We start from the raw sequence: 21,945 nt of genomic DNA, 5'->3' as shown, positions 1-21,945 counted from the left end.
AGTCACAGAACAGTAAGCATATTGGACATCGGCAATGATTCGACCACGGATGCATGACGGTCTGGCAGAACTGCGCACGGCGCGGTCGCGGGCGTGGCGGTTGTTTACCGCCGTGGGGCTGTTTTCAGTCGCCGTGAACCTGCTGATGCTGACCGGCCCGCTGTTCATGATGCAGGTCTATGACCGCGTGCTGGGCAGCCGCTCGGTCGAGACGCTGACTGCACTGTTCCTGCTGATTGTCGGGCTGTTTACGCTGATGGGTCTGCTGGATCTGGCCCGGAACCAGATCATGCAGCGCGTCGCCGCACGGTTTCAGGACGATCTGGAATCGCGGGTCTATGCCGCAGGTTTGCAGGACGGCACCGCCACCGGGAATGAACTGGTGGCCAAGGGCGGGCTGCGCGATCTGGACGCAGTTCAGCGGGTTCTGGCCTCGCCGGTGCTGATGGCGCTGTTTGATCTGCCTTGGGCACCGTTCTTTCTGGGTGCGGTTTTCGTGTTTCACTTTCAACTTGGGCTGGTGGCGACCGCCGGTCTGGTGATTCTGGTCGGCTCGACAATCCTGAATCAAAGATGGGGGCGCGAACCGCTGCAAAAATCGCAGGTCGCGGCACAATCAGCGGATCGGATGGCCGACCTGTATCGGGACGAGGGCGAATTGATCGGCGCCCTGGGGATGCGCGACGCGACATTCCGCCGCTGGCGCCGCGCCCGTGACGAAGCCGTCGAGGCGCAATTGAAAGCGACTGACCGCAGCTCTGGTTTCACCGTATTTTCCCGGACTTTCCGGCTGTTTCTGCAAAGCGCCATGCTGGCTGCCGGGGCGCTGCTGGTGCTGCGTGGGGAATTGACGCCCGGCGCGATGATCGCCGCCAGTATCCTGATGGGCCGGGCATTGGCCCCCGTGGATCAGGTGGTGGGAAGCTGGCCGACAATCCAGCACGCTCAGGATGGCTGGAAACGGCTGGGCCTGCTGCTGTCACGCCGCCCGCCACAACAGCCCCGCACCCCCCTGCCCCGCCCCGAGGCCCGGCTGGAGGTGACGAACCTCTCGATCGTGCCGCCCGGCGAATCCGCCCCGACCCTGCGCAGCATCAGCTTTGCGCTGGCCCCCGGTCAGGCGCTGGGGGTGATCGGACCATCCGGCGCGGGGAAATCGACGCTGGCACGGGCGCTGATCGGCACCTGGCTCCCCGCCGGGGGCAGCATCCGGCTGGGTGGGGCGACGCTGGATCAGTATGACCCGGATGTGCTGGGCCATCTCATCGGCTATCTGCCTCAGCAAGTGACACTGTTTGACGGCACTGTCGCTGAAAACATCGCCCGCCTCGACCCGCAGCCCGACCCCGATCAGGTCGTCGCCGCTGCCCGTGCCGCAGCCGCACATGAGATGATCCTGAAACTGCCACAGGGCTATGACACGCCGCTGTTACAGGCCGGCGGGCGGCTGTCGGGTGGGCAAATCCAGCGCATCGGTCTGGCGCGGGCGCTTTATACAAACCCCGCCCTGCTGGTTCTGGATGAGCCGAACTCGAACCTCGACAATGAGGGCAGTGAGGCGCTGAACAGGGCAATCCGCGCGGTCAAATCCGCAGGCGGTGCAGTGATTATCATGGCGCATCGCCCGGCCGCGATTACCGAATGTGAGCTGCTTCTGGTCATGGATCAGGGGATGCGCCGCAATTTCGGACCTCGGGATGAGGTGCTGAAGGCCGCGGTGCGCAATGCCGAGCAGATCCGGGCCGGCGGCGCGGGAGGTGTGACATGAGCCAGAAACCGCAACCCACTCAGCCCAAGCGCAGCCTGAACGCCCGGCTGCCGCTGCTGGTCGGACTGATTGCGCTGGTGCTGCTGGTCGGTGGTTTTGGCCTCTGGTCTGTCGTCTCGCGCATCGCCGGGGCCGTGGTCGCGCAGGGTCAGGTCGAGGTGCAGCAGCACCGCCAGATCGTGCAGCACCCCGATGGCGGCGTGGTCGATGACATCCTGATCCGCGAAGGCCAGCAGGTTCAGGCCGGGGATGTTCTGATCCGACTGGACGGTGCGCTGCTCCGCACCGAACTGGCTATTGTCGAGGGGCAATATTACGAAATCCTCGCCCGCCGTGGCCGGCTGGAGGCCGAGCGCGCGGATGAAGCCACGATCAGCTTCCCCGCAGCGTTGATCGAGGCGACAGCCGATTCGACCGACCTTCGGGCGCTGATGGACGGGCAAAGCAGCCTGTTTCTGGCCCGCCGCACCAGCCTGCAACAATCACAGGAACAGTTGCAAAAACAGGCAGAGCAGGTCCAAGCACAGATCGACGGCATCGACGCCCAGTCACAGGCATTGACCCTGCAACGTGAGTTGATCGGCAAGGAACTGGTCGATCAGGAAAGCCTGCTGGCCAAGGGTCTGGCGCAAGCGTCGCGGGTGCTGGCCCTGCAACGGCAGGCGGCGCAGCTTGACGGCCAGATCGGCGCCATGACCGCCGCCCGCGCCGAATCAGAAACCCGGCTGATCGAATTGAGCATCGAGCAGTTGCGACAGACTTCGGATCGCCGCGAATCAGCGGAAACCGAACTGCGCGACATGGGCTACCGCGAAATGGAACTGGCCGAACGCCGCCGCTCGCTGCGGGAACAGATCTCGCGGCTGGACATTCGCGCGCCGGTATCCGGCATCGTTCACGAGCTGGCGGTGACGACCCCGAAATCGGTGATTCGTGCGGCTGAGCCGGTGATGTATCTGATCCCTCAGGATCGCCCGCTGGTGATTGCCGCCCGCGTTTCGCCCATCAACATTGATGAGGTCAGCGCGGGGCAGGCGGTGGTGCTGCGGTTCTCGTCCTTCTCCAGCCGGACAACGCCGGAAATCGACGGCGTGGTGGCACGGGTCTCGGCCGATGCGCTGACCGATCAGGCAACGCAGATGACCTATTATCGCGCCGAGGTGACGATCCCGCCCGAGGAAATCAGCAAGCTGGGTGGGCTGACCCTGCTGCCAGGTATGCCCGCCGAAGTTTACATCCAGACTGGCCACCGAAGCCCGATGACCTATCTTCTGAAACCCTTTACCGATTATTTCGCCCGCGCTTTCCGGGAAAGCTGATGAATAGGGCCGCGCATTACCGCGTGGCCCTTTTCTCGACGTGGTTCAGACGTCCAGACACCAGCGCATGACCGCCTTTTGCGCGTGCAGGCGGTTCTCGGCCTCATCAAAAATCACCGAATGCGGGCCGTCCATGACCTCGGACGTTGCCTCGTCATCCCGATGCGCGGGCAGGCAATGCATGAACAATGCATCCGGCTTCGCCCGCGCCATCAGCGCCGCATTGACCTGATAGCCGCGCAACTGGTTGTGGCGGCGTTCCCGCGCCGATTGCGGATCGTGCATGGACACCCAGGTATCGGTGACGACCAGATCGGCGCCTTCGACGGCCTTCATCGGGTCACGCTCGATCCTGGCCTCGACACCTTTGGAGCGCGCGAAGCCCATCCATTCCGGCTCCGGGTCCAGCGGCATCGGGCCGGTAAAGGTGAAATCGAAACCGAACTGCCCCGCCGCGTGCAGGAAACTGGCGCAGACATTGTTGCCATCGCCGGACCAGACCACCTTGCGGCCCTTGATCGGACCACGATGTTCTTCATAGGTCATAATATCGGCCATGATCTGACAGGGATGAGTGCGGTTGGTCAGACCGTTAATAACCGGCACGCTGGCATATTCGGCCATCTCTTGCAGGGTGGCCTCCTCAAAGGTGCGAATCATAATCAGATCGACATAGCGCGACAGCACCCGCGCTGTATCCGCAATGGTTTCGCCATGGCCAAGCTGCATTTCGCTGCCCGACAGCACCATCGTCTGCCCGCCCATCTGGCGCACACCAACGTCAAAGCTGACGCGGGTGCGGGTCGAGGGTTTTTCAAAAATCAGCGCAACCATGCGCCCGGCCAGCGGCTGTTCATCATCCGCCGCGCCTTTCGGGCGGCCATTCCGGGCCTGCTTCATCGCCTTGGCGCTGTCGATGATCCCGCGCAATTCGGCGGCATCGGTGGTGTGGATATCAAGAAAATGCTTCATTTATGGGTCTTTCGGCTGATCCGGACAGCAAGCCCGGCTGCGGCGGCGGGGTCAAGGGGGCTTTGCCCCCTCGGGTCGTTCCGACCCTCACCCCCAGGATATTTGAGGACAAAAGATCTCAGCCAAGGCGGTTTGCGGCGCGGTCAAGCCGCGCCAATGCCTCGGTGATGTCTGCATCAGGGATATTCAACGGCGGCAGCAGGCGCAGAACATTATCAGCGGCAGCAACCGTCAGCAAATGCTCGGCATAGGCTGCGTTAACCATTTCCGACGGTGCGACGCGGCATTTCAGCCCCAGCATCAGCCCTTCGCCACGGACAGTTTCGAAAATGTCGGGGTGGCTGGCGACCACGGCTTCCAACCCCTGCCGGAACAGTGCGGCTTTGCGCGAGACCTCTGCCAGAAAATCGGGATTAGCCACGATTTCCATGACTTTACAACCAATTGCGCAGGCCAGAGGGTTGCCGCCATACGTCGATCCATGCGTCCCCGCGACCATACCCGACGCCGCCTTTGCCGTCGCCAGCACCGCACCAAGAGGGAACCCGCCGCCAATGCCCTTGGCGACCATCATAATATCCGGCGCGGTCCCGGCCCATTCATAGGCAAACAGCTTGCCGGTCCGCCCCATACCACATTGCACCTCGTCAAAGATCAGCAGGGTGCCGGTCGCATCACAAGCGGCGCGCAAAGCCTTCAGGACGTGATCAGGAATCGGCCGGATGCCGCCTTCCCCCTGCACAGGTTCCAGCAAGACAGCGGCGGTGCGGTCGTTAACCAGTTTCGGAAGGGTTTCGAGGTCTGCAAAAGGCACCGAACGAAACCCCGGCATCAGCGGGCCGAACCCCTTAACCATCTTTTCCGAACCAGCGGCCGCAATCGCCCCGGTGGAACGACCGTGGAAAGCCCCCTCCAGCGTCAGAATCTCGATCCGATCAGGGTCGCCGGCCTCATACCAGTATTTGCGGGCCATTTTGATCGCAAGCTCAGCCGCTTCAGTGCCCGAATTGGTAAAGAATACCGTGTCGGCAAAGCTGTTTTCGCACAGCAGATCAGCCAGTTTTTCCTGTTCGGGGATGCGATAGAGGTTCGACACATGCCAGATTTTGCCCGCCTGCTCGGTCAGCGTCGCCGTCAGCTCAGGATTGGCGTGCCCCAGCACGTTAACCGCGATTCCGGCACCCAAGTCCAGATATCGGGTGCCGTCCGTCGCAATAGCCCAAGCGCCTTCGCCGCGTTCAAAGGCGATAGGGGCGCGATTATAGGTCGGCAGGACGTGCGAAGTCATGGGAGTCCTCTGATTTTTGGGGTGCGAAATGGCAAAAGCGTGGGAAGCCGGTTCCCGAAAGGGCGGCCTCAGCGTCGGAAAATGCAGGCACGGGTTTTGCTCATAAATGGGAAGATGCGCGTGAACGGCCTGTGGTGCAAGGGAAAAATCAGGTTAACGCAGCAGTAACCACGATTGCAGAAAAGGATTGAACGAATCGCAGGCAGCAGGCAGGGTCAACGCATGAGAACATTGTGCAAACATTTGGATTATTTTGCCATCACGGCCTTGGTATTTGTGTTGCACAATCTGATTCGGCTGTGCCTGCCCTCGTCACGGCTTCATTCTGAAACCGGACCGCAGCCACGACCAGACCAGCGACAGAATGGCTGCCATCGTTGCCCCACACACCAACAGACCAACCCAGGGAGAGGCATCGCTGACCCCGGTAAACCCAAAGCGTGCGCCGTCGATCAGATAGAAAATCGGGTTGATATGGGCCAGCATATCGAATGGTTTGGGCAGCGCCTCGACCGAATAAAACGTGCCAGACAGAAAAGACAAAGGCGTAACGATGAAATTGCTGATCGCCGCCATCTGATCGTATTTCTGCGCGATGATCGCAGCCAGCATCCCCAGCGCCCCCATAATCGTGGCCCCCAGCAGGACAAACACCACGGCCCAGACCGGATGTGCAAGCCCCTGCCCCAGAACCAGCGCCATCCCTGTTGCAATCACAACCGCCACCAGCATGGCGCGGGCGATGGCGCCGATCAGATAGCCCGCCAGAATCTCGGCCGGGGACAGTGGCGGCATCAGCGTATCGACGATATTGCCCTGCATTTTGGCGCTGATGATGCTGCTGGACGTATTGGCAAAAGCATTCTGAATCACCGTCATCATCAGGATGCCCGGCCCCAGAAACGCCAGATAGGGCAGGCCCATGACCTCGCCCCGGTTACTGCCCAAAGCCAGCGCAAATACGATCACGAACAGCCCCGCAGTCATCAGCGGCGCAAAAATCGTCTGTTGCCAGACCGACATGAACCGCATGATCTCTCGCCGGGCCAGCGTGGCAAGCCCCAGCCAGTTAAAGCGGCCAAAACGGCGGACGCCCATTTCCGATATGGGCATTTCGGATACGGATGCCTCGGAAACAAGGCGGGAAGGTTGGCTTGCGGGCATAGCAGTCCTTGAAATGCTTCGCTGGTGGGGGTATTTCTCGGCATCCCGGTTGTGGCCGGATCGCGCGACAGTTTCAAGATGCGGGGATGACCCTGCGGAAAGGCAGCCATGTCCTGGACGGATGAACGTGTGGAAACGCTCAAGCGGATGTGGTCCGAGGGCCAGTCCGCCAGCCAGATCGCCAAAGAGCTTGGCGGCGTCACCCGCAACGCGGTAATCGGCAAGGTGCATCGCCTTGGCCTGTCCAATCGCAATGACGAAGCGGAAACCAAGCCCGAACCAGCTCCTGCTCCGGTGTCGGAACCCGCACCTGCACCCGCCAAGGCCGAAAAGCCGAAGACCAAGGCGAAAGCTGCGCCGCAGCCTGCGCCGGAACCGACCCCTGCCCCGGAACCCGAGGTCGAACAAGCCGAACCCGAGCCGACCCCTCCGGTCCCGGCCTTCAACCCACGCCGCAACATCATTCCGGCGGGTCAGCCGCTGCCACCGCAGCCCTCGGCCAATGAAATCCCCGAGGAAACGCTGGCCACCGCCCGCGAGGTCGAGAAAAAAGCCCGTAAACTGTCGCTGATGGAACTGACCGAGCGCACCTGCAAATGGCCGATTGGCGACCCTGCAACGGATAAGTTCTGGTTCTGCGGGCTGCCTTCGGCGCCGGGCAAGCCCTATTGCGAAACCCATGTCGCGGTGGCCTTCCAACCCGCCAGCGCGCGGCGCGACCGGCGGCGTTGACCATCGCAAGGCGGGGCCGTGCCAACGGTTCCGCCTCTGACCGGCCCAATATCAGGGTCACGACATAATCAAGACCATGCCCGGACGGCACCCAATACAGCGCCGGAACGGCGACAAAACCGTGCCGAACCGATGATGCGGCGAAAGGAAACCAATGGCTCGCCACCTGATTACCTCTGCCATTCCCTATATCAACGGGATCAAGCACCTTGGGAACCTTGTCGGCAGCCAGTTGCCCGCCGATCTTTACGCCCGCTATCAGCGCGCGCGCGGCCATGAGGTCATGTTCATCTGCGCCACCGACGAACACGGAACCCCGGCGGAACTGGCCGCGAAAAAGGCGGGTGAGCCGGTCGAGGTCTATTGCGCCCGGATGCACGCCGTTCAGACCGAAATCGCGCAGGGCTTCGGGCTGTCCTTCGACCATTTCGGGCGTTCATCCAGCGAGCGGAACCACATCCTGACCCAGCATTTCGCCGGCCGACTGGCCGATGCCGGGCTGATCCGCGAGGTCAGCGAGCGGCAGGTCTATTCCAATGCCGACCAGCGGTTCCTGCCCGACCGCTATATCGAAGGCACCTGCCCGAATTGCGGCTATGACAAGGCCCGCGGCGACCAGTGCGAGAATTGCACCAAGCAGCTTGACCCCACCGACCTGATTAACCCGCGCAGCGCGATCAGCGGCTCGACCGACCTTGAGGTGCGCGAGACAACCCACCTTTACCTGCGCCAGTCCGCCCTGAAGGACCAGATCGCGGCATGGATCGACAGCAAGACCGACTGGCCGGTGCTGACGACCTCGATTGCGAAAAAATGGCTGAACGACGGCGACGGCTTGCAGGATCGCGGCATCACCCGTGACCTGCACTGGGGCATCCCGGTCAAAAAGGGCGACCAGCCCTGGCCGGGGATGGAGGGCAAGGTTTTCTATGTCTGGTTCGACGCCCCCATCGAATATATCGCCGCGACCGCCGAATGGGCCGACAAGACCGGCGGCGACTGGGAACGCTGGTGGCGCACCGACAAGGGCGCGGGTGACGTGACCTATACGCAGTTCATGGGCAAGGATAACGTGCCTTTCCACACGCTGTCCTTTCCGGCGACCATCATCGGCTCGGGCGAGCCGTGGAAGCTGGTCGATTACATCAAGTCGTTCAATTACCTGAATTATGACGGCGGCCAGTTCTCGACCTCGCAGGGGCGCGGGGTGTTCATGGATCAGGCGCTGTCGATCCTGCCCGCCGATTACTGGCGCTGGTGGCTGCTGTCCCACGCCCCGGAATCGGGCGACAGCGAGTTCACATGGGACAATTTCCAAGCTTCCGTAAACAAGGATCTTGCCGATGTGCTGGGCAATTTCGTCAGCCGCATCACCAAGTTCTGCCGCAGCAAGTTTGGCGAAACCGTGCCCGCAGGCGGCCAGCCGGGCGAGGCTGAATCGGCGCTGGCGCAGGCTTTGCAAACCCGACTGACGGCTTATGAAGGCTTCATGGACACGATGGAGGTCCGCAAGGCCGCCGGTGAATTGCGCGCCATCTGGGTGCTGGGGAACGAATATCTGCAAAGCGCGGCCCCTTGGGCGACGTTCAAGGACGACCCGGAACAGGCCGCCATGCAGGTGCGCACCGGGCTGAACCTGATCGCGCTTTACGCCACGCTGTCGCAACCCTTCATCCCCTTTGCGGCGGAGGTGATGCGACAGGCGATGAACGCCCCCGCCGACTGGCCCGCCGATATCGCCAGCGCCCTGACGGCCCTGCCGGCGGACCACGCCTTCACCGTGCCGGATAACCTGTTCATCAAGATCACCGATGAGCAGCGCGAGGAATGGGCGCAGCGGTTCAGCGGCACGCGGGATTGACCGATCTGCCCACCCTTCTGGCCGTCTGGGCCGTGGTCGCCTTTGGCGCTTGGGTGCAGGTATTGGCAGGGTTCGCGCTGGGGCTGTTCCTGATGGGGGCAGTCACGCTGTTCGGGCTGATGCCGGTGGCGCTGGCCGCGCAGGTTACGTCCATACTGGTGATCTTTAACGCGGTGATGATCCTGTCGCGTGATTGGCGGCATACGGACCGCCCGGCGCTGCGATTGCTGCTGACTGCGGCGATTCCGGGCAGCGTACTGGGTTATGCCGTCATGGAATACCTGTCGGGCGAATCACTGGATATGCTGCGGCTGTTGCTTGGGCTGCTGATCGCCGGAGCGGCGCTGCAACTGGTGCGCAGGCCGGAACCCTTGGCTGCGCGGTCCGGCCCGCTGGGCTTTTTGCTGAGCGGTGGTGCGGGCGGTATCATGGGCGGGATGTTTGCCACCGCCGGGCCGCCGGTGATCTGGCAGCTTTACCGCCAGCCGATCGCGCAACATACGGTGCGGGTCACGCTGGTGGCGTTCTTTTTCGTCACACAGGCATGGCGGCTGGTGCTGGCAGGGGCGACGACCGGCATTGCCGTTCCGACCCTGATTGCCGCAGCAGGCGCAATTCCGGCGGTGGTGCTTGGCACATGGCTGGCACAGCGTTTTCCGCCGCCGCTGGCCCCGCTGACCCTGCGCCGGGCAGCACTGGCGCTGCTGTTTCTGAACGGCGTGGCGCTGATCGCCACCGCAATTGCCCGGATGATCTGACGAACCAAACCCGCCGCCGCGCGTTATCCGCCAAACCAGAAAGGGAACCCCATGAGCAACTGCATCCTGATCGGTGCGCCGGTTGACGAAGGCCAGCGCCGCCCCGGTTGCCTGATGGGACCGGCGGCCTATCGCGTGGCGCGGCTGGCCGAGGTGCTGGCCGAACTGGGCCATGGTGTCGAGGATCGCGGCAATGTCAGCATGATCCCGATTCTGGCGGAAGCCGACAATCCGGCGGTGCATCACCTGCCTGAAACGCTCGGCTGGACCAAGGCGCTGCGGGCGGCGGGGCTGGCGGCGATGCAGGATGGTGGGTTGCCGATTTTCATGGGCGGGGACCATTCGCTGTCGCTCGGCTCGGTCGCGGGTGTGGCGGAATATGCGCAGGCACAGGGGCGGCCGCTGTTCGTGATCTGGCTGGATGCGCATACCGATTTCCACACGGTTCAGACGACGACTTCGGGCAATCTGCACGGCACCCCGATGGCCTATATCGCGGGGCGTGAGGGGTTCGACGCCTTTCCGCCCTTCCCCGCGCCGGTGCCGGGCGGGAACATCTGCATGTTCGGCATCCGCAGCGTTGACCCTGCCGAACATGCCGCGCTGAACGACACGGAAATCGAGGTCAACGACATGCGCGTGCTGGACGAACAGGGCATCGTTGCGCCCTTGCGCCGGTTTCTGGATCGGGTGCGCGCAGCGGGCGGGATGCTGCATGTATCGTTGGACGTGGATTTCCTGGACCCATCCATCGCACCCGCCGTCGGCACCACCGTTCCCGGCGGCACCACCTTCCGCGAGGCGCATCTGGTCTGCGAAATGCTGCATGAATCGGGGCTGATGACCAGCCTGGATCTGGTCGAGCTGAACCCGTTTCTGGACGAACGCGGCCGCACCGCCAAGCTGATGGTCGATCTGGTCGGCAGCCTGTTCGGGCGCAAGGTCTTTGACCGGCCCACGCGGTCTTATTAACCAAGCCGAACGTGCCGAGCCTTATAGCAGCCCGGCATGTTCCAACGCCGCGTCGATCTGCGCACAGGTCGCAGGCGTGGCAGGCAGCAACGGCAGCCGCACACGGTTTTCGCACAGACCCAACCGCGACATGGCGTATTTCGCCCCTGCCACACCGGGTTCCAGGAAAATCGCCACATGCAGGGGCATCAGCCGGTCCTGCAATTCCAGCGCCTTGTCCCAATCGCCCGACAAGGTGGCGTTCTGGAACTGCGCACACAGCGCGGGCGCGACATTGGCGGTCACGCTGATGCAGCCGACGCCGCCATGCACGTTGAAACCAAGCGCGGTTGCGTCCTCGCCCGAAAGCTGGATGAAGTCCTTGCCGCAGGTCATGCGTTGCAGCGGCACGCGCTCCAGCTTGCCGGTAGCGTCCTTGACCCCGACGATGCGCGGCAACCGCGCCAGCTCACCCATGGTTTCCGGCGACATATCCACGACCGAGCGGCCCGGAATATTGTAAATGACGATCGGCAGGTCGCTGGCATCATGCAATGCGGTGTAATGCGCAATCATCCCCGCCTGCGTGGGCTTGTTGTAATAGGGCGTGACGACCAGCGCCGCATCGGCCCCAACATCCTGCGCGTGCCGGATCAGGCCAACGCCCTCGCGGGTGCTGTTCGACCCGGCGCCCGCGATCACCGGGATGCGCCCGGCCACCACATTCACCACGGTTTCCACCACCAGCCGGTGTTCGTCATGGGTCAGGGTCGGGCTTTCGCCGGTGGTGCCGACCGGGACAATGCCGTGGCTGCCCTGTTCGATATGCCACTCGACCAGCTTTTTCAGCGTGTCCAGATCGAGTTCGCCGTCCGTGGTGAACGGCGTGACCAAGGCGGGAATGGACCCTTTGAACATGACACGCTCCTGTTACGTTTGCTGAATCTCTAGCCGCTGCCTGCGCATTTGCCAAGGATGTGAGTTGCACCCCGCGCGAAGCCCCGCCACAAAGGCGGCATGATGTATCCGTTCCGGCACAGGCTGCACGCTTTGGGGCTGGCGCTGCTGTTGGCCGCGCCCCTGCCCGCTTGGTCTGAAAATGCGGACGCCTTGCGTCAGGCATGGGCGGCGGCGGATCAAAGCGACTGGGCCGGGGCGGCGCTTGCGGCAGGTCAGAGCGGCCCGCTGGCACAGGCGTTGCTGGACTGGCGCAGGCTGCGGGCTGGTCAGGGCAGCTTTACCGAATACGAAGCCTTTCTGACCGCACATCCTGACTGGCCCGGTCTGGACCTGCTGCGCCGCCGGGGGGATGAGACCCTGCGCGACGGCCTGCCGCCCGAGGCGATCCTGCGCTGGTTCAGCACCCGCAAGCCCGCCTCGCTGGTGGCGGAACGCGCCTATCTGGCGGCGCTGCAAGGGTCGAACCCGCCTGCCGCTGGTCCTGAAATCAGCCGGTTTTGGCGCGAAACCCCGCTGAGCGCAGCGGATGAGCTGGCCTTTCTGGCCGATTACGGCCCGCAACTGATCCCCGACCATTTGCCGCGTGCGCTGTTCCTGCTGGATCAGGGCGACTGGCAGGCCGCCGAGCGGATGCAGTCCATGGTTCCACAGGCCGACCGCCCGCTGATTGCCGCCCGCGTCGCCTTGCAGGCCCGGCGCGAGGGCGTGGATGATCTGATCCGCGCCCTGCCGCCCGCACAGCGCAATGACGCCGGGCTGGCGGTGGACCGCTTCCGCTGGCGCGTGGCGGCGCGACTGCATGATCCGGCGCGGGATCTGATGCTGGAACGCTCGACCTCGGCCGAGGCTTTGGGCCGCCCCGAGGCTTGGGCCAGCCAACGCGCCGATTACGCCCGCGCGGCGCTGCGGGCCGGTGACTGGACACTGGCCGAGCGGCTGGCCGCGAACCACTATCTGCCGCCCGATCATCGCCGCTATTCCGATCTGGAATGGTTGGCCGGTTACGCCGCGCTGCGGGGCGGCCAGCCCGACCGGGCGCTGGACCATTTCCGCCATCTGGAAACCGTGGTCGCCAGCCCGATCAGCACCAGCCGCGCCCTGTATTGGCAGGCCCGCGCACATGAGGCCGCAGGCCGCGCCGAGCAGGCCACCGCCGCCTTTACCGCCGCCGCCGCACATCAATCCGCCTATTACGGCCAGCTTGCCGCCGAACGGCTTGGCCTGCCGATGGACCCGGCGCTGATCCCTGACACCAATGCCCCCAGCCTGCCCGACTGGCGCGGCAGCGCCCTGCGATCCGATCCGCGCTGGCAGGCCGCCGTCTGGCTGGCTGCCGCCGGTCAACCCGACGAGGCGCAGCGGTTCTTTTCCCATATCGCGGAAACCGCCACGCCCGAGGACACCGCCCGCATGTCCCGGCTGATGCTGGAACTGCACCAGACCCATCACGCGCTGCGGCTGGCAAAGGCGGCGGCGATGAAGGGCGCGATCCACCCCGCCGCCTATATCCCCCTGACCGGGCTGGAGCAGGTGGACCTTGGTGTGCCGCCAGAACTGGTCATGGCAATCTCGCGCCAGGAATCCGAGTTCAACCCAAGGGCGGGCAGCCATGTCGGCGCACAGGGGCTGATGCAACTGATGCCCGCCACCGCGCAGCAGGTCGCTGGCCAGTTGGGGATGGAATATGACGCCGCCCGGCTTGGCTCTGACCCCGGCTATAATGCTGTGCTTGGGGCCAGCTATCTGCAAGGGCTGCGCAACCGCTTTGGCCCCTCGGTCGCGCTGGTGGCGGTGGGGTATAACGCCGGGCCGGGGCGCTCAAACCGCTGGCTTGGCGATTTGGGCGACATCCGCCGCGATGCCGACCCGGTGGATTGGGTCGAGCTGATCCCCTTTGACGAAACCCGCAACTATGTGATGCGCGTGGCCGAGGCGCTTGGCCCCTATCGCGCCCGCATCAAGGGCCAGCCGGTGCCAATCCGGCTGACGCTGGACCTGACCGGCGACGGTATTATTCCACCGCCACCCCGCGCCCGTCAAACCCTGCCGGAAACCCTGAAAACCTCACGCAAGCCGCCCCGCGATGGCGACCCGCTGTCGCCCGAAGCTGCGGCTTTCGATGACGCTAACCCTGCGCCTTCGCCCGCACCCTGAACAGGGTGAACATGCCCGCGCCGACTGCGATCAGCCCGCCGATCACCACATTCGGTGCCAGATAATCGCCAAACACGGCCACCCCAATCACGCTGACGAACACAAGCTGCGTATAGGCAAAGGGCTGGATCACGGATGCCTCGGCCATCTCATAAGCCCGGATCAACAGGAAATGCGCCACCGTTGCCGCCAGACACAGGCACGCCATCCAGACCCAATCGCGCGGGGCCAGCGGCTGCATATGCCAGACCCCGATAGCCGTCACCGCAATCGCACCGGAAATCCCGGTCCAGAAAAAGCTGACCGGAGCCGGATCATCCCGCGCCACCAGCCGCGTCAGCAACCCGTAAACCGCAAACATGAAGGCCGCCCCCAAAGGCAGCAGCGCATCGGCCGAGAACACCCCGCTGCCGGGACGTAACACGATCAGGATGCCGCAAAACCCGACCGCCACCGCCGTCCAGCGCCGCCAGCCGACCTTTTCGCCAAGGATCGGCCCCGACAGCGCCACCACCAGCAGCGGATAGACGGTAAAGACGGCATGGGTATTGACCAGCCCAAGCCGCACGAAAGCCTCGACCATCAGGATTATCTCGGCCACCAGCAACAGCCCCCGGACCACCTGTAAAACCGGCCGCTTCGACCGTATCGCCCGGCGCAGCCCGCCCGGCTGGCGCATCACCATGACCGTGCAGAACACCGCCAGAAACCAATAGCGCAGCATGACCACAAAAACCGGCGGATAAGCCCCGCCAAGATGCCGCGACAAGGCGTCCTGTGCCGCGAAGATTGCACAGACCAGCACCATCAACCCGATGGCTGCCCGCTCATTCCCGGCCCCAAGCGGCTGCGCCAAAGGCGGCGGCACTGCAGGCGGTCGCGCCAGCGGGGCATTCAACGGGGCGGCGGGCTTTTGGTCGGTCATCAGAACCTCATCACCCCACCGCCCCGGTTTTCTTCTTCATAAAAATATCCCGGGGTGAATTGGCCGTCAGGCCAAGAGGGGCAGCGCCCCTCTCCCCGACGCCTCAGTCGCGCGTGCGAATGATTTTGGCGAACCGTTCAAACAGTTGCGCGTTACCGGCGACGATATTGCCCGATTCGACCGGGCTTTCGCCCTCGCGGATCGCCTCGACAAAGCCGCCCGCCTCGCGCACCAGCAGCACCCCGGCGGCCACGTCCCAGGCGTTGATCCCGCGTTCCCAATAGCCATCAACGCGCCCCGCCGCGACATAGGCCAGATCCAGCGCGGCAGCACCCCAGCGGCGCACGCCTGCGGTTTCCGGCATCAGCCGTGCCAGATCCTTCAGCGTCGCGGGCAACGTCCCGCGCCCACCAAAAGGCACCCCGGTGGCAAAGATTGATTCGATCATCTGCCGCCGCGCCGAAACGCGAATCCGGGTGTCATTCATAAACGCCCCGCCACCCTTTTCGGCCACGAACATTTCGTCCTTGGCGGCGTCGAATACGACTGCGGCGACGACCTCGCCCTTATGTTCCAGCGCGATGCTGACCGCCCAATGCGGCAGCCCGTGCAGAAAGTTGGTGGTGCCGTCCAGCGGGTCCACGATCCAGCGGCGCGTCGGGTCTTCGCCCGCATCTTCGCCGGTTTCCTCGCCCAGCCAGCCATAATTCGGGCGGGCGCCGCGCAGTTCTTCCTTGATGATCCGCTCGGCCTCGCGGTCGGCACGGCTGACGAAATCGCCCGCCCCCTTGACCGAGACCTGAAGGTTCTCGACCTCGCGGAAGTCCTTGACGAGACTGCGACCTGCCTTACGGGCGGCCTTTATCATAATGTTCAGATTGGCGCTGGCCATGTGTATTCCTTTCGGGGGTTGCCGCCCGTTTAGGGGTTTTGGCGGCGATTGTGAAGCCGCCCGTTACGCTGCGCCCTTCATCAGCCGCAGCGGTTCCGTCCGCGCCAGCCGAAGGAAATGCGCCATGAACGGCAGCGCCAGATCATCGTCGCGCACGGCGGCGTAAAGGCGGCGCAGCACACCGCGCGGCCCCAGCGGCAGCAGCGCCAGTTCCGGGTTTCCCGCCGCCTGCCGCAAGACCCAATCCGGCATGACCGCCACCCCATGCCCGCTGGCGACCAGCATCAGAGCGACCTGAGTCTGCTCGACCCGCCGGATATGCGCAGGCTCGACCCCTGCCGGATCAAGGAAATGCGAAAACACATCCAGCCGGGCGCGGTCCATCGGATAGGTTATCAGCGTTTCCCCGGCCAGATCGGCCGGATCGGCATAGCCCTTGGCCACCAGCGGATGCCCCGCAGGCAGCACCAGCATCGGCGCGTAATCGAACAACGGCTGGAACCGCAGCCCGGCGAGATCCTCGGGGTCGGATGAGATCACCGCATCCACCTCCTCGCGCGCAAGGGCCGTCAGCGCGTTCAGCGACAGGCTGGACCGGATGTCCATATCCACATCGGGCCATGCACGGCGGAACTGATCCAGCACCGGCAGCAGCCAGTCGAAACAATGGTGACATTCCAGCGCCACATGCAGCCGCCCGGTATGGCCCGCCTCGACAGCGCGAAACTCGGCCTCGGCGGCCTCGACCAGCGGCAGGACTTGTTCGGCCAATCGTAAAAGGCGCATCCCGGCGGCAGACAGGCGCATCGGCTTGGCACGGCGCACGAACAGTTCCACCCCGGCCTGATCCTCCAGCGCCTTGATCTGATGCGACAGCGCCGATTGGGTGATATGCAGCCGGTCCGCCGCACGGGCCAGCCCGCCCTGCTCATGAATCGCCCGTAAGGTGCGCAGATGGCGCAGCTCAAGATACATGAGACCACCTCATGTTGATATTGCATATTATGAAATTGTCTCACGCAGTTGCGCATGGCACAAGGCCCGCAACGAAAGGAATCACCATGTCCGCGCCTAAAATCAGCCCCAAGATCAGCCTTGAGTTCTTTCCCCCCAAGACGCTGGATGCGTCCTTCCGGCTGTGGGAAACCGCCAATGCGCTGGCACCGCTGGCCCCGGATTTCGTGTCTGTGACCTATGGCGCTGGCGGCACCACGCGGCAGTTGACGCATGAAGCGGTGGTAACGCTTCAAAAGAACTACGGCATCCCCGTCGCCGCGCATCTGACCTGTGTCGAGGCCACCCGCACCGAGACGCTGGAGATCGTGGACACCTATGCGCAGGCCGGGATTCGCCAGATCGTCGCCCTGCGCGGAGATGCGCCGCAGGGGCAGGACCGCTTCACCCCCCACCCGGAGGGTTTTGCCAGCGCCGTCGAACTGATCGAGGCCATTGCCGCCCGTGGTGATTTTGAAATCCGCTGCGGCGCTTATCCCGAACCGCACCCGGACAGCCCCGACACCGCCGCCGATGTGGCCTGGTTAAAGCGCAAGGTGGACGCAGGTGCGACCAGTGCCATCACCCAGTTCTTTTTTGAACCAGAGACGTTTTTCCGCTTTCGTGACGCCTGCGCGGCAGCCGGGATCAAGGCCCCGATCCTGCCCGGCATCCTGCCGATCCAAAGCTGGAAGGGGGCGAAAAACCTTGCCGCCCGCTGCGGCACCAGTGTTCCCGCATCGGTTGAACAGGCGTTCGAGACCAGCACCGACCAGCACGCGCTGGCCCTTGATCTGGCCACCGACCTGTGCCGCAAGCTGATTGATGGCGGCGTGAATCACCTGCATTTCTATACGCTGAACCGCCCGGAAATGACCGCCGAAATCTGTCGTCGCCTGGGGATCAGCCCCAAGGTCGAGGCCGCCTGAGCGGGTGCATCACCCCCCGGCGTGGCGTGATTGGGCGCGGGTGATTTCGGGCATCGTGACCTCGATCCAGTCGGCCAGTTCACGCACCCGTTCCGCGACCTGATGGCCCAGCGGGGTCAGGCTGTAATCGACATGCGGCGGAATCACCGGATGCGCCACGCGCAGGATGAACCCGTCAGTTTCCAGCGCCTGCAACGTCTGCGCCAGCATCTTTTCGCTGACCCCGCCAATCCGGTCGCGCAACTGGCTGAACCGATGCGTGCCGGTTTGCAGCGCAATCAGAATCAGCACCCCCCAACGGCTTGTCACATGCTTCAACACCTGCCGCGAGGGGCAGGCCGCAGCAAACAAATCACCACGCAATTGCTGGGAAACAGGGGCATCAGCGGGCATTTTAGCTTACCTTTTTGTGCGTTCTTACTTTTAGTTAGCTATCATGCTATATAAAGTCCAGATCAACCGAAAGGACACTGCCATGATTGCTATTACCGGAGCCTCGGGCCAGCTTGGCCGCCTCGTCATCGCCGCGCTGCTGGACAGCCAGCCTGCGGATCAGATTATCGCCGTGGTGCGCAACCCTGACAGCGTAGCCGATCTGGCCGCGCAGGGGGTGCAGGTCCGCCGTGCCGATTACAGCGACCAACCGGCGCTGGAGGCTGCCTTTCAGGGGGCCGATAAGCTGCTGTTGATTTCCTCCAGCGAGGTTGGCCAGCGGGCGGCGCAACATCGCAACGTGATCGCGGCAGCCAAGGCGGCAGGGGTGGGGCTGCTGGCCTATACCTCGCTGCTGCACGCGGATCGCTCGGCCCTGCTGCTGGCCGAGGAACACCGCACGACCGAAGCCGAACTGGCCGCGTCCGGCCTGCCGTATGTGCTGCTGCGCAATGGCTGGTATACGGAGAACTATCTGGCCGGTCTCCCGGCGGCGCTGGAACATGGCGCGCTGATCGGTGCGGCCGGTCAGGGGCGCATCGCCTCGGCCACGCGGGCGGATTACGCGGCGGCGGCCGCAGCAGTGCTGACCCGGCCCGATCAGGCGGGCAAAACCTATGAGCTGTCAGGCGACAGCGCCTATACGCTGGCCGATTTTGCGGCAGAGTTGTCCCGCCAGACCGGGCGACAAATCCCCTATGTGAACATGACGCAGGCCGATTACGCCGCCGCGCTGGCCGGGGCCGGTATTCCGCAGGGTTTTGCCGAAGTGCTGGCGCAATCCGATGCCGCAGCAGCCGATGGCGGGCTGTTCGGGGATAGCGGCGATCTGGCTACGCTGATTGGCCGCCCGACCACGCCGCTGGCCGAAGCAATGGCGGCGGCGCTGCGCTGAAACCATGGGATCAGGCCCCGATCAGGGCCTGATCTCGACCTCGGTGCCGATCGGGATGGCGCGGAATAATTCCTGCATCTCGCCATTACTGACGGCAATGCAACCGGCGGTCCAGTCGCCGTTGATGCGCATGTTATCGGCAATATCCAACTGGTTCGGCTGGCCGTGAATCATGATGTCACCGCCGGGACTGACCCCAAGTGCTGCCGCCGCCTGCCGGTCAGCGCGGCGGGGATAGTCGATGCCAAGCGACAGGTGAAAGGCGCTGCGGTCGTTCTTGCGGTCGATGCGGTAAAAGCCTTCGGGCGTGCGCCCATCGCCCTGCTGCTGCTTATGCCCCTGCGGCGCGAAACCCAGCGCGACATTATAGGATTTCAGCCGCTGCCCATCGCGGAACACGCTCATCCGGCGGGCGGATTTCTCGATCAGGATGCGATCCACCGGGCCGGTCAGCGCCCGCCCGATAGGTTCAGGGCGCGGTGCCGGTCGGGCCGGAACTTCGCTGCGATCCGAGGGGCGCGGGGCCTGCGGCGTTTGCTGGCCAATCCACCACAGCCCCGCCATCACCAGCAGGATCAGCCAGATCAACCGCTTGATACGCCTCATTGCAGATCGGTAAAGGCAGCTTGCAGACGCGCGGCCGCCTCACGCACACGGGCGCGCGGGGTGGCAAGGTTGAACCGCATGAAGCTGTCGCCGCCCGCGCCGAAGGTCGGGCCATGGTTGGCGGCGATGCGGGCGTCGCGTTCGACCCGTGCGGTGAACTCGGTCCGGTCCATGCCGGTGCCGGCGAAATCGACCCACGCCAGATAGGTCGCCTGAAGTGGCATGGATTGCAGCCCCGGAATCGCATTCACCGCATCGTCAAACAGCCGCCGGTTGCCATCCAGATAGGTGCAAAGCGCATCAACCCATTCCGCCCCCTCGGGCGAATAGGCCGCCGTTACCATCGGCAGGCCGAACAGCCCCGGCGACAGGCCAAGCGCGGCCATCTGGTCCTGATACGCCTTGCGCAGCGCCGGGTCAGGAATGATCGCATGGCCGATATGGGCGCCCGCAATGTTAAAGGTCTTGGTGGCCGAGGACAGCACCACCAGCCGGTCCATGACCTGCGGTGCCGCCAGCGCGGTGGGAATATGACGCGGCGCGCCGGGCATGATGATGTCCTGATGAATCTCGTCCGAGATCAGCACCAGATCGTGCCGGATGCAGAAATCCGCAATCGCCCGCAATTCGTCCTCTGACCAGACGCGCCCGCCAGGATTATGCGGCGAACAGAGGATAAAGGCGCGTTCATGCCCGGTCATGCGGGCGTCCCATGCGGCTGCGTCGAAATGGTAAAGACCGTCCTCAATCTGCATCGGCAGTTCGACCAGTTCACGCCCGGCGGCGCGGATCACGCGGCCAAAGGCATGATAGACCGGCGACATGACGCAAACCCCGTCGCCGGGCCGGGTATAGGCCGCAACCGCCAGCGCGGTGCCATTGACCAGCCCGTGAACGGTCAGAATATCGCCGTGCCCGATCTGCCAGCCGTGGCGGTTCTGCTGCCACCAGCAGATCGCGTCCAGATAGGCGTCATTGCGGCCCGGATAACCGTAAACCCCATGATCCAGCAGCGATTGCAGCGCCGCCTGCACCGCCGCAGGCGGGCGAAAGTCCATATCCGCCACCCACATGCTGATCCCGTCATCGGGACTGACACCATAGGCGGCCTGCATGTCGTCCCATTTGTTGCAACGGGTGCCGCGGCGGTCGATGATTTCGTCAAAATCAGGGGTCATGCGGGTCTCCTTTGCCATCAGGGATGCCCCAGCGCGGGCGGGGCTGCAAGCACCCGTTGCGCAAAACCCGGCAATCGCCTAGATCACGGGCATGACATTGCGCCCAATCCTGATCCACCCCGATCCCCGCCTGAAGAAGGTCTGCGACCCCATCGGCCGCGTGACCGACGATATCGACACGCTGGCCCGCGACATGCTGGCGACCATGTATGACGCGCCGGGCGTCGGCCTTGCCGCACCACAGGTCGGCCAGACCATCCGCATGTTCGTGATGGACGCGCAGCGCGACCCGGATGCCGAACGCCGCCCGATGGTGCTGATTGACCCGGAAATCACCTGGACCAGCGACGAACCCAACACTTATGAGGAAGGCTGCCTGTCGATCCCCGACCAATACGCCCCGGTGACGCGCCCGAAACAGGTGCGGATGCGCTGGACCGGGCTGGACGGCAAGACGCATGAGGAAGACTTCGACGGCCTCTGGGCCACCTGCGCCCAGCATGAGATGGACCACCTGAACGGGGTGCTGTTCATCGACCACCTGTCGGCGCTGAAACGCCAGATGATTACCCGCAAGATGGTCAAGCTGAAACGCGACCGTGCGCTGGCCTGACCCGCTGGATACTGACGATGACCATTCGCGCCTTCCTCCCCTATACGGACCGCCGCCTGCATATCCCGGCTGACCCGGTGGCCGAGGTCACGGATGTCACCCGGATGATTTGGGACGACATGATCGACACGATGGAAGCGATGCCCGGCGTCGGCCTTGCCGCGCCGCAAATCGGGATCATGCAGCGGCTGGCGGTCGTCGATGCCAGCGATAAGCGCGGACAGGCGGTACGCATGGCGAACCCGGAAATCCTGCACGCCTCGGTCAAACTGCGCGCCCATGACGAGGCCAGCCCCAATCTGCCCGGCGTCTTTGCCCGGATCGAACGGCCCCGCGCCGTCACCATCCGCTTTCTGAACGAGATGGGCGAGGTCGAGGACCGCGATTTCGTCGGCATTTGGGCAACCAGCGTCCAGCACCAGATCGACCACCTGAATGGCAGGATGTATGTCGATCACCTGACCCCTTTGCGACGCAAGATGCTGGTCGCAAAGTCACAGAAAATGGCGCGGCGCTAGGCATCTTTTGTCTGTAAATATCCATACAGCGCCCGCC

General features: G+C 64.0%; 21 protein-coding genes. 11 read left to right on the top strand and 10 right to left on the bottom strand.

Features of this window, described 5'->3' with window-relative positions; translation table 11 throughout:
• The first annotated feature begins 49 nt into the window (after window positions 1-49).
• Window positions 50-1,768 carry a type I secretion system permease/ATPase gene (locus tag Q4G24_RS11900; RefSeq protein ID WP_303366766.1) on the top strand — a complete coding sequence of 573 codons (1,719 nt, stop codon included), beginning with the start codon at window positions 50-52 and terminating at the stop codon, window positions 1,766-1,768.
• Window positions 1,765-3,087, top strand: a complete 1,323-nt coding sequence (locus Q4G24_RS11895) for an HlyD family type I secretion periplasmic adaptor subunit (protein WP_303366752.1) — start codon at window positions 1,765-1,767, stop codon at window positions 3,085-3,087. Before Q4G24_RS11900 ends, Q4G24_RS11895 begins: the two co-directional genes overlap by 4 nt.
• Window positions 3,088-3,132: 45 nt before the next feature.
• Here Q4G24_RS11895 and argF read toward each other — a convergent pair whose 3' ends face one another.
• The 3 genes from argF to Q4G24_RS11880 form a co-directional block, all read right to left on the bottom strand.
• Window positions 3,133-4,059, bottom strand: a complete 927-nt coding sequence (argF, locus tag Q4G24_RS11890) for an ornithine carbamoyltransferase (protein WP_303366751.1) — start codon at window positions 4,057-4,059, stop codon at window positions 3,133-3,135.
• 118 nt (window positions 4,060-4,177) lie between these two features.
• A complete protein-coding gene (locus Q4G24_RS11885; protein ID WP_303366750.1) occupies window positions 4,178-5,347 on the bottom strand; it encodes an aspartate aminotransferase family protein in 1,170 nt (389 codons plus the stop codon).
• 312 nt (window positions 5,348-5,659) lie between these two features.
• The gene (locus tag Q4G24_RS11880; RefSeq protein ID WP_303366765.1) at window positions 5,660-6,445 is read right to left on the bottom strand and encodes an ABC transporter permease; all 786 of its coding nucleotides are present in this window, start codon (window positions 6,443-6,445) and stop codon (window positions 5,660-5,662) included.
• Window positions 6,446-6,619: 174 nt separating this feature from the next.
• Here Q4G24_RS11880 and Q4G24_RS11875 point away from each other — a divergent pair, with 174 nt between their 5' ends.
• The 4 genes from Q4G24_RS11875 (at window position 6,620) to rocF (ending at window position 10,834) form a co-directional block, all read left to right on the top strand.
• Window positions 6,620-7,243, top strand: coding sequence for a GcrA family cell cycle regulator (locus Q4G24_RS11875; RefSeq protein WP_303366749.1), 624 nt, complete (start codon window positions 6,620-6,622; stop codon window positions 7,241-7,243).
• A 154-nt stretch (window positions 7,244-7,397) separates the two neighbouring features.
• A complete protein-coding gene (gene metG / locus Q4G24_RS11870) occupies window positions 7,398-9,104 on the top strand; it encodes a methionine--tRNA ligase (RefSeq protein WP_303366748.1) in 1,707 nt (568 codons plus the stop codon).
• Window positions 9,101-9,862 carry a TSUP family transporter gene (locus Q4G24_RS11865; protein WP_303366747.1) on the top strand — a complete coding sequence of 254 codons (762 nt, stop codon included), beginning with the start codon at window positions 9,101-9,103 and terminating at the stop codon, window positions 9,860-9,862. Before metG ends, Q4G24_RS11865 begins: the two co-directional genes overlap by 4 nt.
• Before the next feature lie 51 nt (window positions 9,863-9,913).
• Complete coding sequence (rocF, locus tag Q4G24_RS11860; protein ID WP_303366746.1) at window positions 9,914-10,834, top strand: arginase; 921 nt, start codon at window positions 9,914-9,916, stop codon at window positions 10,832-10,834.
• A 21-nt stretch (window positions 10,835-10,855) separates the two neighbouring features.
• On the opposite strand, the gene dapA is transcribed toward rocF, so the two are convergent.
• Window positions 10,856-11,731 carry a 4-hydroxy-tetrahydrodipicolinate synthase gene (dapA, locus tag Q4G24_RS11855; protein WP_303366745.1) on the bottom strand — a complete coding sequence of 292 codons (876 nt, stop codon included), beginning with the start codon at window positions 11,729-11,731 and terminating at the stop codon, window positions 10,856-10,858.
• 99 nt (window positions 11,732-11,830) lie between these two features.
• Between dapA and Q4G24_RS11850 the strand changes: the two genes are divergently transcribed.
• A complete protein-coding gene (locus tag Q4G24_RS11850) occupies window positions 11,831-13,927 on the top strand; it encodes a transglycosylase SLT domain-containing protein (RefSeq protein ID WP_303366744.1) in 2,097 nt (698 codons plus the stop codon).
• Here Q4G24_RS11850 and Q4G24_RS11845 read toward each other — a convergent pair.
• From Q4G24_RS11845 to Q4G24_RS11835, 3 genes are all read right to left on the bottom strand, one after another.
• On the bottom strand, window positions 13,899-14,852 hold the full coding sequence (locus Q4G24_RS11845; protein ID WP_303366743.1) for a DMT family transporter: 954 nt from the start codon (window positions 14,850-14,852) through the stop codon (window positions 13,899-13,901). The two genes, Q4G24_RS11850 and Q4G24_RS11845, sit on opposite strands and share 29 nt — an antisense overlap.
• A 103-nt stretch (window positions 14,853-14,955) precedes the next feature.
• Window positions 14,956-15,744, bottom strand: coding sequence for an inositol monophosphatase family protein (locus tag Q4G24_RS11840; RefSeq protein ID WP_303366742.1), 789 nt, complete (start codon window positions 15,742-15,744; stop codon window positions 14,956-14,958).
• A 63-nt stretch (window positions 15,745-15,807) separates the two neighbouring features.
• Window positions 15,808-16,719: a LysR family transcriptional regulator gene (locus Q4G24_RS11835; protein ID WP_303366741.1), complete on the bottom strand. Its 912-nt coding sequence runs from the start codon at window positions 16,717-16,719 to the stop codon at window positions 15,808-15,810.
• Between the two features lie 86 nt (window positions 16,720-16,805).
• Between Q4G24_RS11835 and metF the strand changes: the two genes are divergently transcribed.
• Window positions 16,806-17,666 carry a methylenetetrahydrofolate reductase [NAD(P)H] gene (gene metF / locus Q4G24_RS11830; protein ID WP_303366740.1) on the top strand — a complete coding sequence of 287 codons (861 nt, stop codon included), beginning with the start codon at window positions 16,806-16,808 and terminating at the stop codon, window positions 17,664-17,666.
• 9 nt (window positions 17,667-17,675) lie between these two features.
• Here metF and Q4G24_RS11825 read toward each other — a convergent pair whose 3' ends face one another.
• On the bottom strand, window positions 17,676-18,059 hold the full coding sequence (locus Q4G24_RS11825; protein ID WP_303366739.1) for a helix-turn-helix domain-containing protein: 384 nt from the start codon (window positions 18,057-18,059) through the stop codon (window positions 17,676-17,678).
• A gap of 82 nt (window positions 18,060-18,141) precedes the next feature.
• On the opposite strand from Q4G24_RS11825, the gene Q4G24_RS11820 reads away from it, so the two are divergent.
• On the top strand, window positions 18,142-18,993 hold the full coding sequence (locus Q4G24_RS11820) for an SDR family oxidoreductase (RefSeq protein ID WP_303366738.1): 852 nt from the start codon (window positions 18,142-18,144) through the stop codon (window positions 18,991-18,993).
• Between the two features lie 21 nt (window positions 18,994-19,014).
• On the opposite strand, the gene Q4G24_RS11815 is transcribed toward Q4G24_RS11820, so the two are convergent.
• Window positions 19,015-19,599 (bottom strand): murein L,D-transpeptidase family protein, encoded by a 585-nt coding sequence (locus Q4G24_RS11815; protein ID WP_303366737.1) that lies wholly within the window; start codon window positions 19,597-19,599, stop codon window positions 19,015-19,017.
• Complete coding sequence (locus tag Q4G24_RS11810; RefSeq protein WP_303366736.1) at window positions 19,596-20,777, bottom strand: MalY/PatB family protein; 1,182 nt, start codon at window positions 20,775-20,777, stop codon at window positions 19,596-19,598. The genes Q4G24_RS11815 and Q4G24_RS11810 overlap by 4 nt, the downstream gene beginning before the upstream one ends.
• 91 nt (window positions 20,778-20,868) lie before the next feature.
• On the opposite strand from Q4G24_RS11810, the gene def (Q4G24_RS11805) reads away from it, so the two are divergent.
• The gene (def, locus tag Q4G24_RS11805) at window positions 20,869-21,390 is read left to right on the top strand and encodes a peptide deformylase (protein ID WP_303366735.1); all 522 of its coding nucleotides are present in this window, start codon (window positions 20,869-20,871) and stop codon (window positions 21,388-21,390) included.
• Between the two features lie 17 nt (window positions 21,391-21,407).
• Window positions 21,408-21,908: a peptide deformylase gene (gene def, locus Q4G24_RS11800; RefSeq protein WP_303366734.1), complete on the top strand. Its 501-nt coding sequence runs from the start codon at window positions 21,408-21,410 to the stop codon at window positions 21,906-21,908.
• Window positions 21,909-21,945 lie beyond the last annotated feature (37 nt).

It is taken from the genome of Paracoccus sp. (in: a-proteobacteria) (assembly GCF_030538695.1).
In the GTDB taxonomy this organism is placed as follows: Bacteria; Pseudomonadota; Alphaproteobacteria; order Rhodobacterales; family Rhodobacteraceae; genus Paracoccus.
Note: the sequence above shows the minus strand (reverse complement) of the source record. Positions and strands in the feature narration are given on the sequence as shown.

Bases quoted from the DNA above. Each gene is read 5' to 3' on its own strand.
- Q4G24_RS11900 (WP_303366766.1), top strand. From the start codon at position 50: ATGCATGACGGTCTGGCAGAACTGCGCACGGCGCGGTCGCGGGCGTGG.
- Q4G24_RS11895 (WP_303366752.1), top strand. From the start codon at position 1,765: ATGAGCCAGAAACCGCAACCCACTCAGCCCAAGCGCAGCCTGAACGCC.
- argF (WP_303366751.1), bottom strand. From the start codon at position 4,059: ATGAAGCATTTTCTTGATATCCACACCACCGATGCCGCCGAATTGCGC.
- Q4G24_RS11885 (WP_303366750.1), bottom strand. From the start codon at position 5,347: ATGACTTCGCACGTCCTGCCGACCTATAATCGCGCCCCTATCGCCTTT.
- Q4G24_RS11880 (WP_303366765.1), bottom strand. From the start codon at position 6,445: ATGGGCGTCCGCCGTTTTGGCCGCTTTAACTGGCTGGGGCTTGCCACG.
- Q4G24_RS11875 (WP_303366749.1), top strand. From the start codon at position 6,620: ATGTCCTGGACGGATGAACGTGTGGAAACGCTCAAGCGGATGTGGTCC.
- metG (WP_303366748.1), top strand. From the start codon at position 7,398: ATGGCTCGCCACCTGATTACCTCTGCCATTCCCTATATCAACGGGATC.
- rocF (WP_303366746.1), top strand. From the start codon at position 9,914: ATGAGCAACTGCATCCTGATCGGTGCGCCGGTTGACGAAGGCCAGCGC.
- dapA (WP_303366745.1), bottom strand. From the start codon at position 11,731: ATGTTCAAAGGGTCCATTCCCGCCTTGGTCACGCCGTTCACCACGGAC.
- Q4G24_RS11850 (WP_303366744.1), top strand. From the start codon at position 11,831: ATGATGTATCCGTTCCGGCACAGGCTGCACGCTTTGGGGCTGGCGCTG.
- Q4G24_RS11845 (WP_303366743.1), bottom strand. From the start codon at position 14,852: ATGACCGACCAAAAGCCCGCCGCCCCGTTGAATGCCCCGCTGGCGCGA.
- Q4G24_RS11840 (WP_303366742.1), bottom strand. From the start codon at position 15,744: ATGGCCAGCGCCAATCTGAACATTATGATAAAGGCCGCCCGTAAGGCA.
- Q4G24_RS11835 (WP_303366741.1), bottom strand. From the start codon at position 16,719: ATGTATCTTGAGCTGCGCCATCTGCGCACCTTACGGGCGATTCATGAG.
- metF (WP_303366740.1), top strand. From the start codon at position 16,806: ATGTCCGCGCCTAAAATCAGCCCCAAGATCAGCCTTGAGTTCTTTCCC.
- Q4G24_RS11825 (WP_303366739.1), bottom strand. From the start codon at position 18,059: ATGCCCGCTGATGCCCCTGTTTCCCAGCAATTGCGTGGTGATTTGTTT.
- Q4G24_RS11820 (WP_303366738.1), top strand. From the start codon at position 18,142: ATGATTGCTATTACCGGAGCCTCGGGCCAGCTTGGCCGCCTCGTCATC.
- Q4G24_RS11815 (WP_303366737.1), bottom strand. From the start codon at position 19,599: ATGAGGCGTATCAAGCGGTTGATCTGGCTGATCCTGCTGGTGATGGCG.
- Q4G24_RS11810 (WP_303366736.1), bottom strand. From the start codon at position 20,777: ATGACCCCTGATTTTGACGAAATCATCGACCGCCGCGGCACCCGTTGC.
- def (WP_303366735.1), top strand. From the start codon at position 20,869: ATGACATTGCGCCCAATCCTGATCCACCCCGATCCCCGCCTGAAGAAG.
- def (WP_303366734.1), top strand. From the start codon at position 21,408: ATGACCATTCGCGCCTTCCTCCCCTATACGGACCGCCGCCTGCATATC.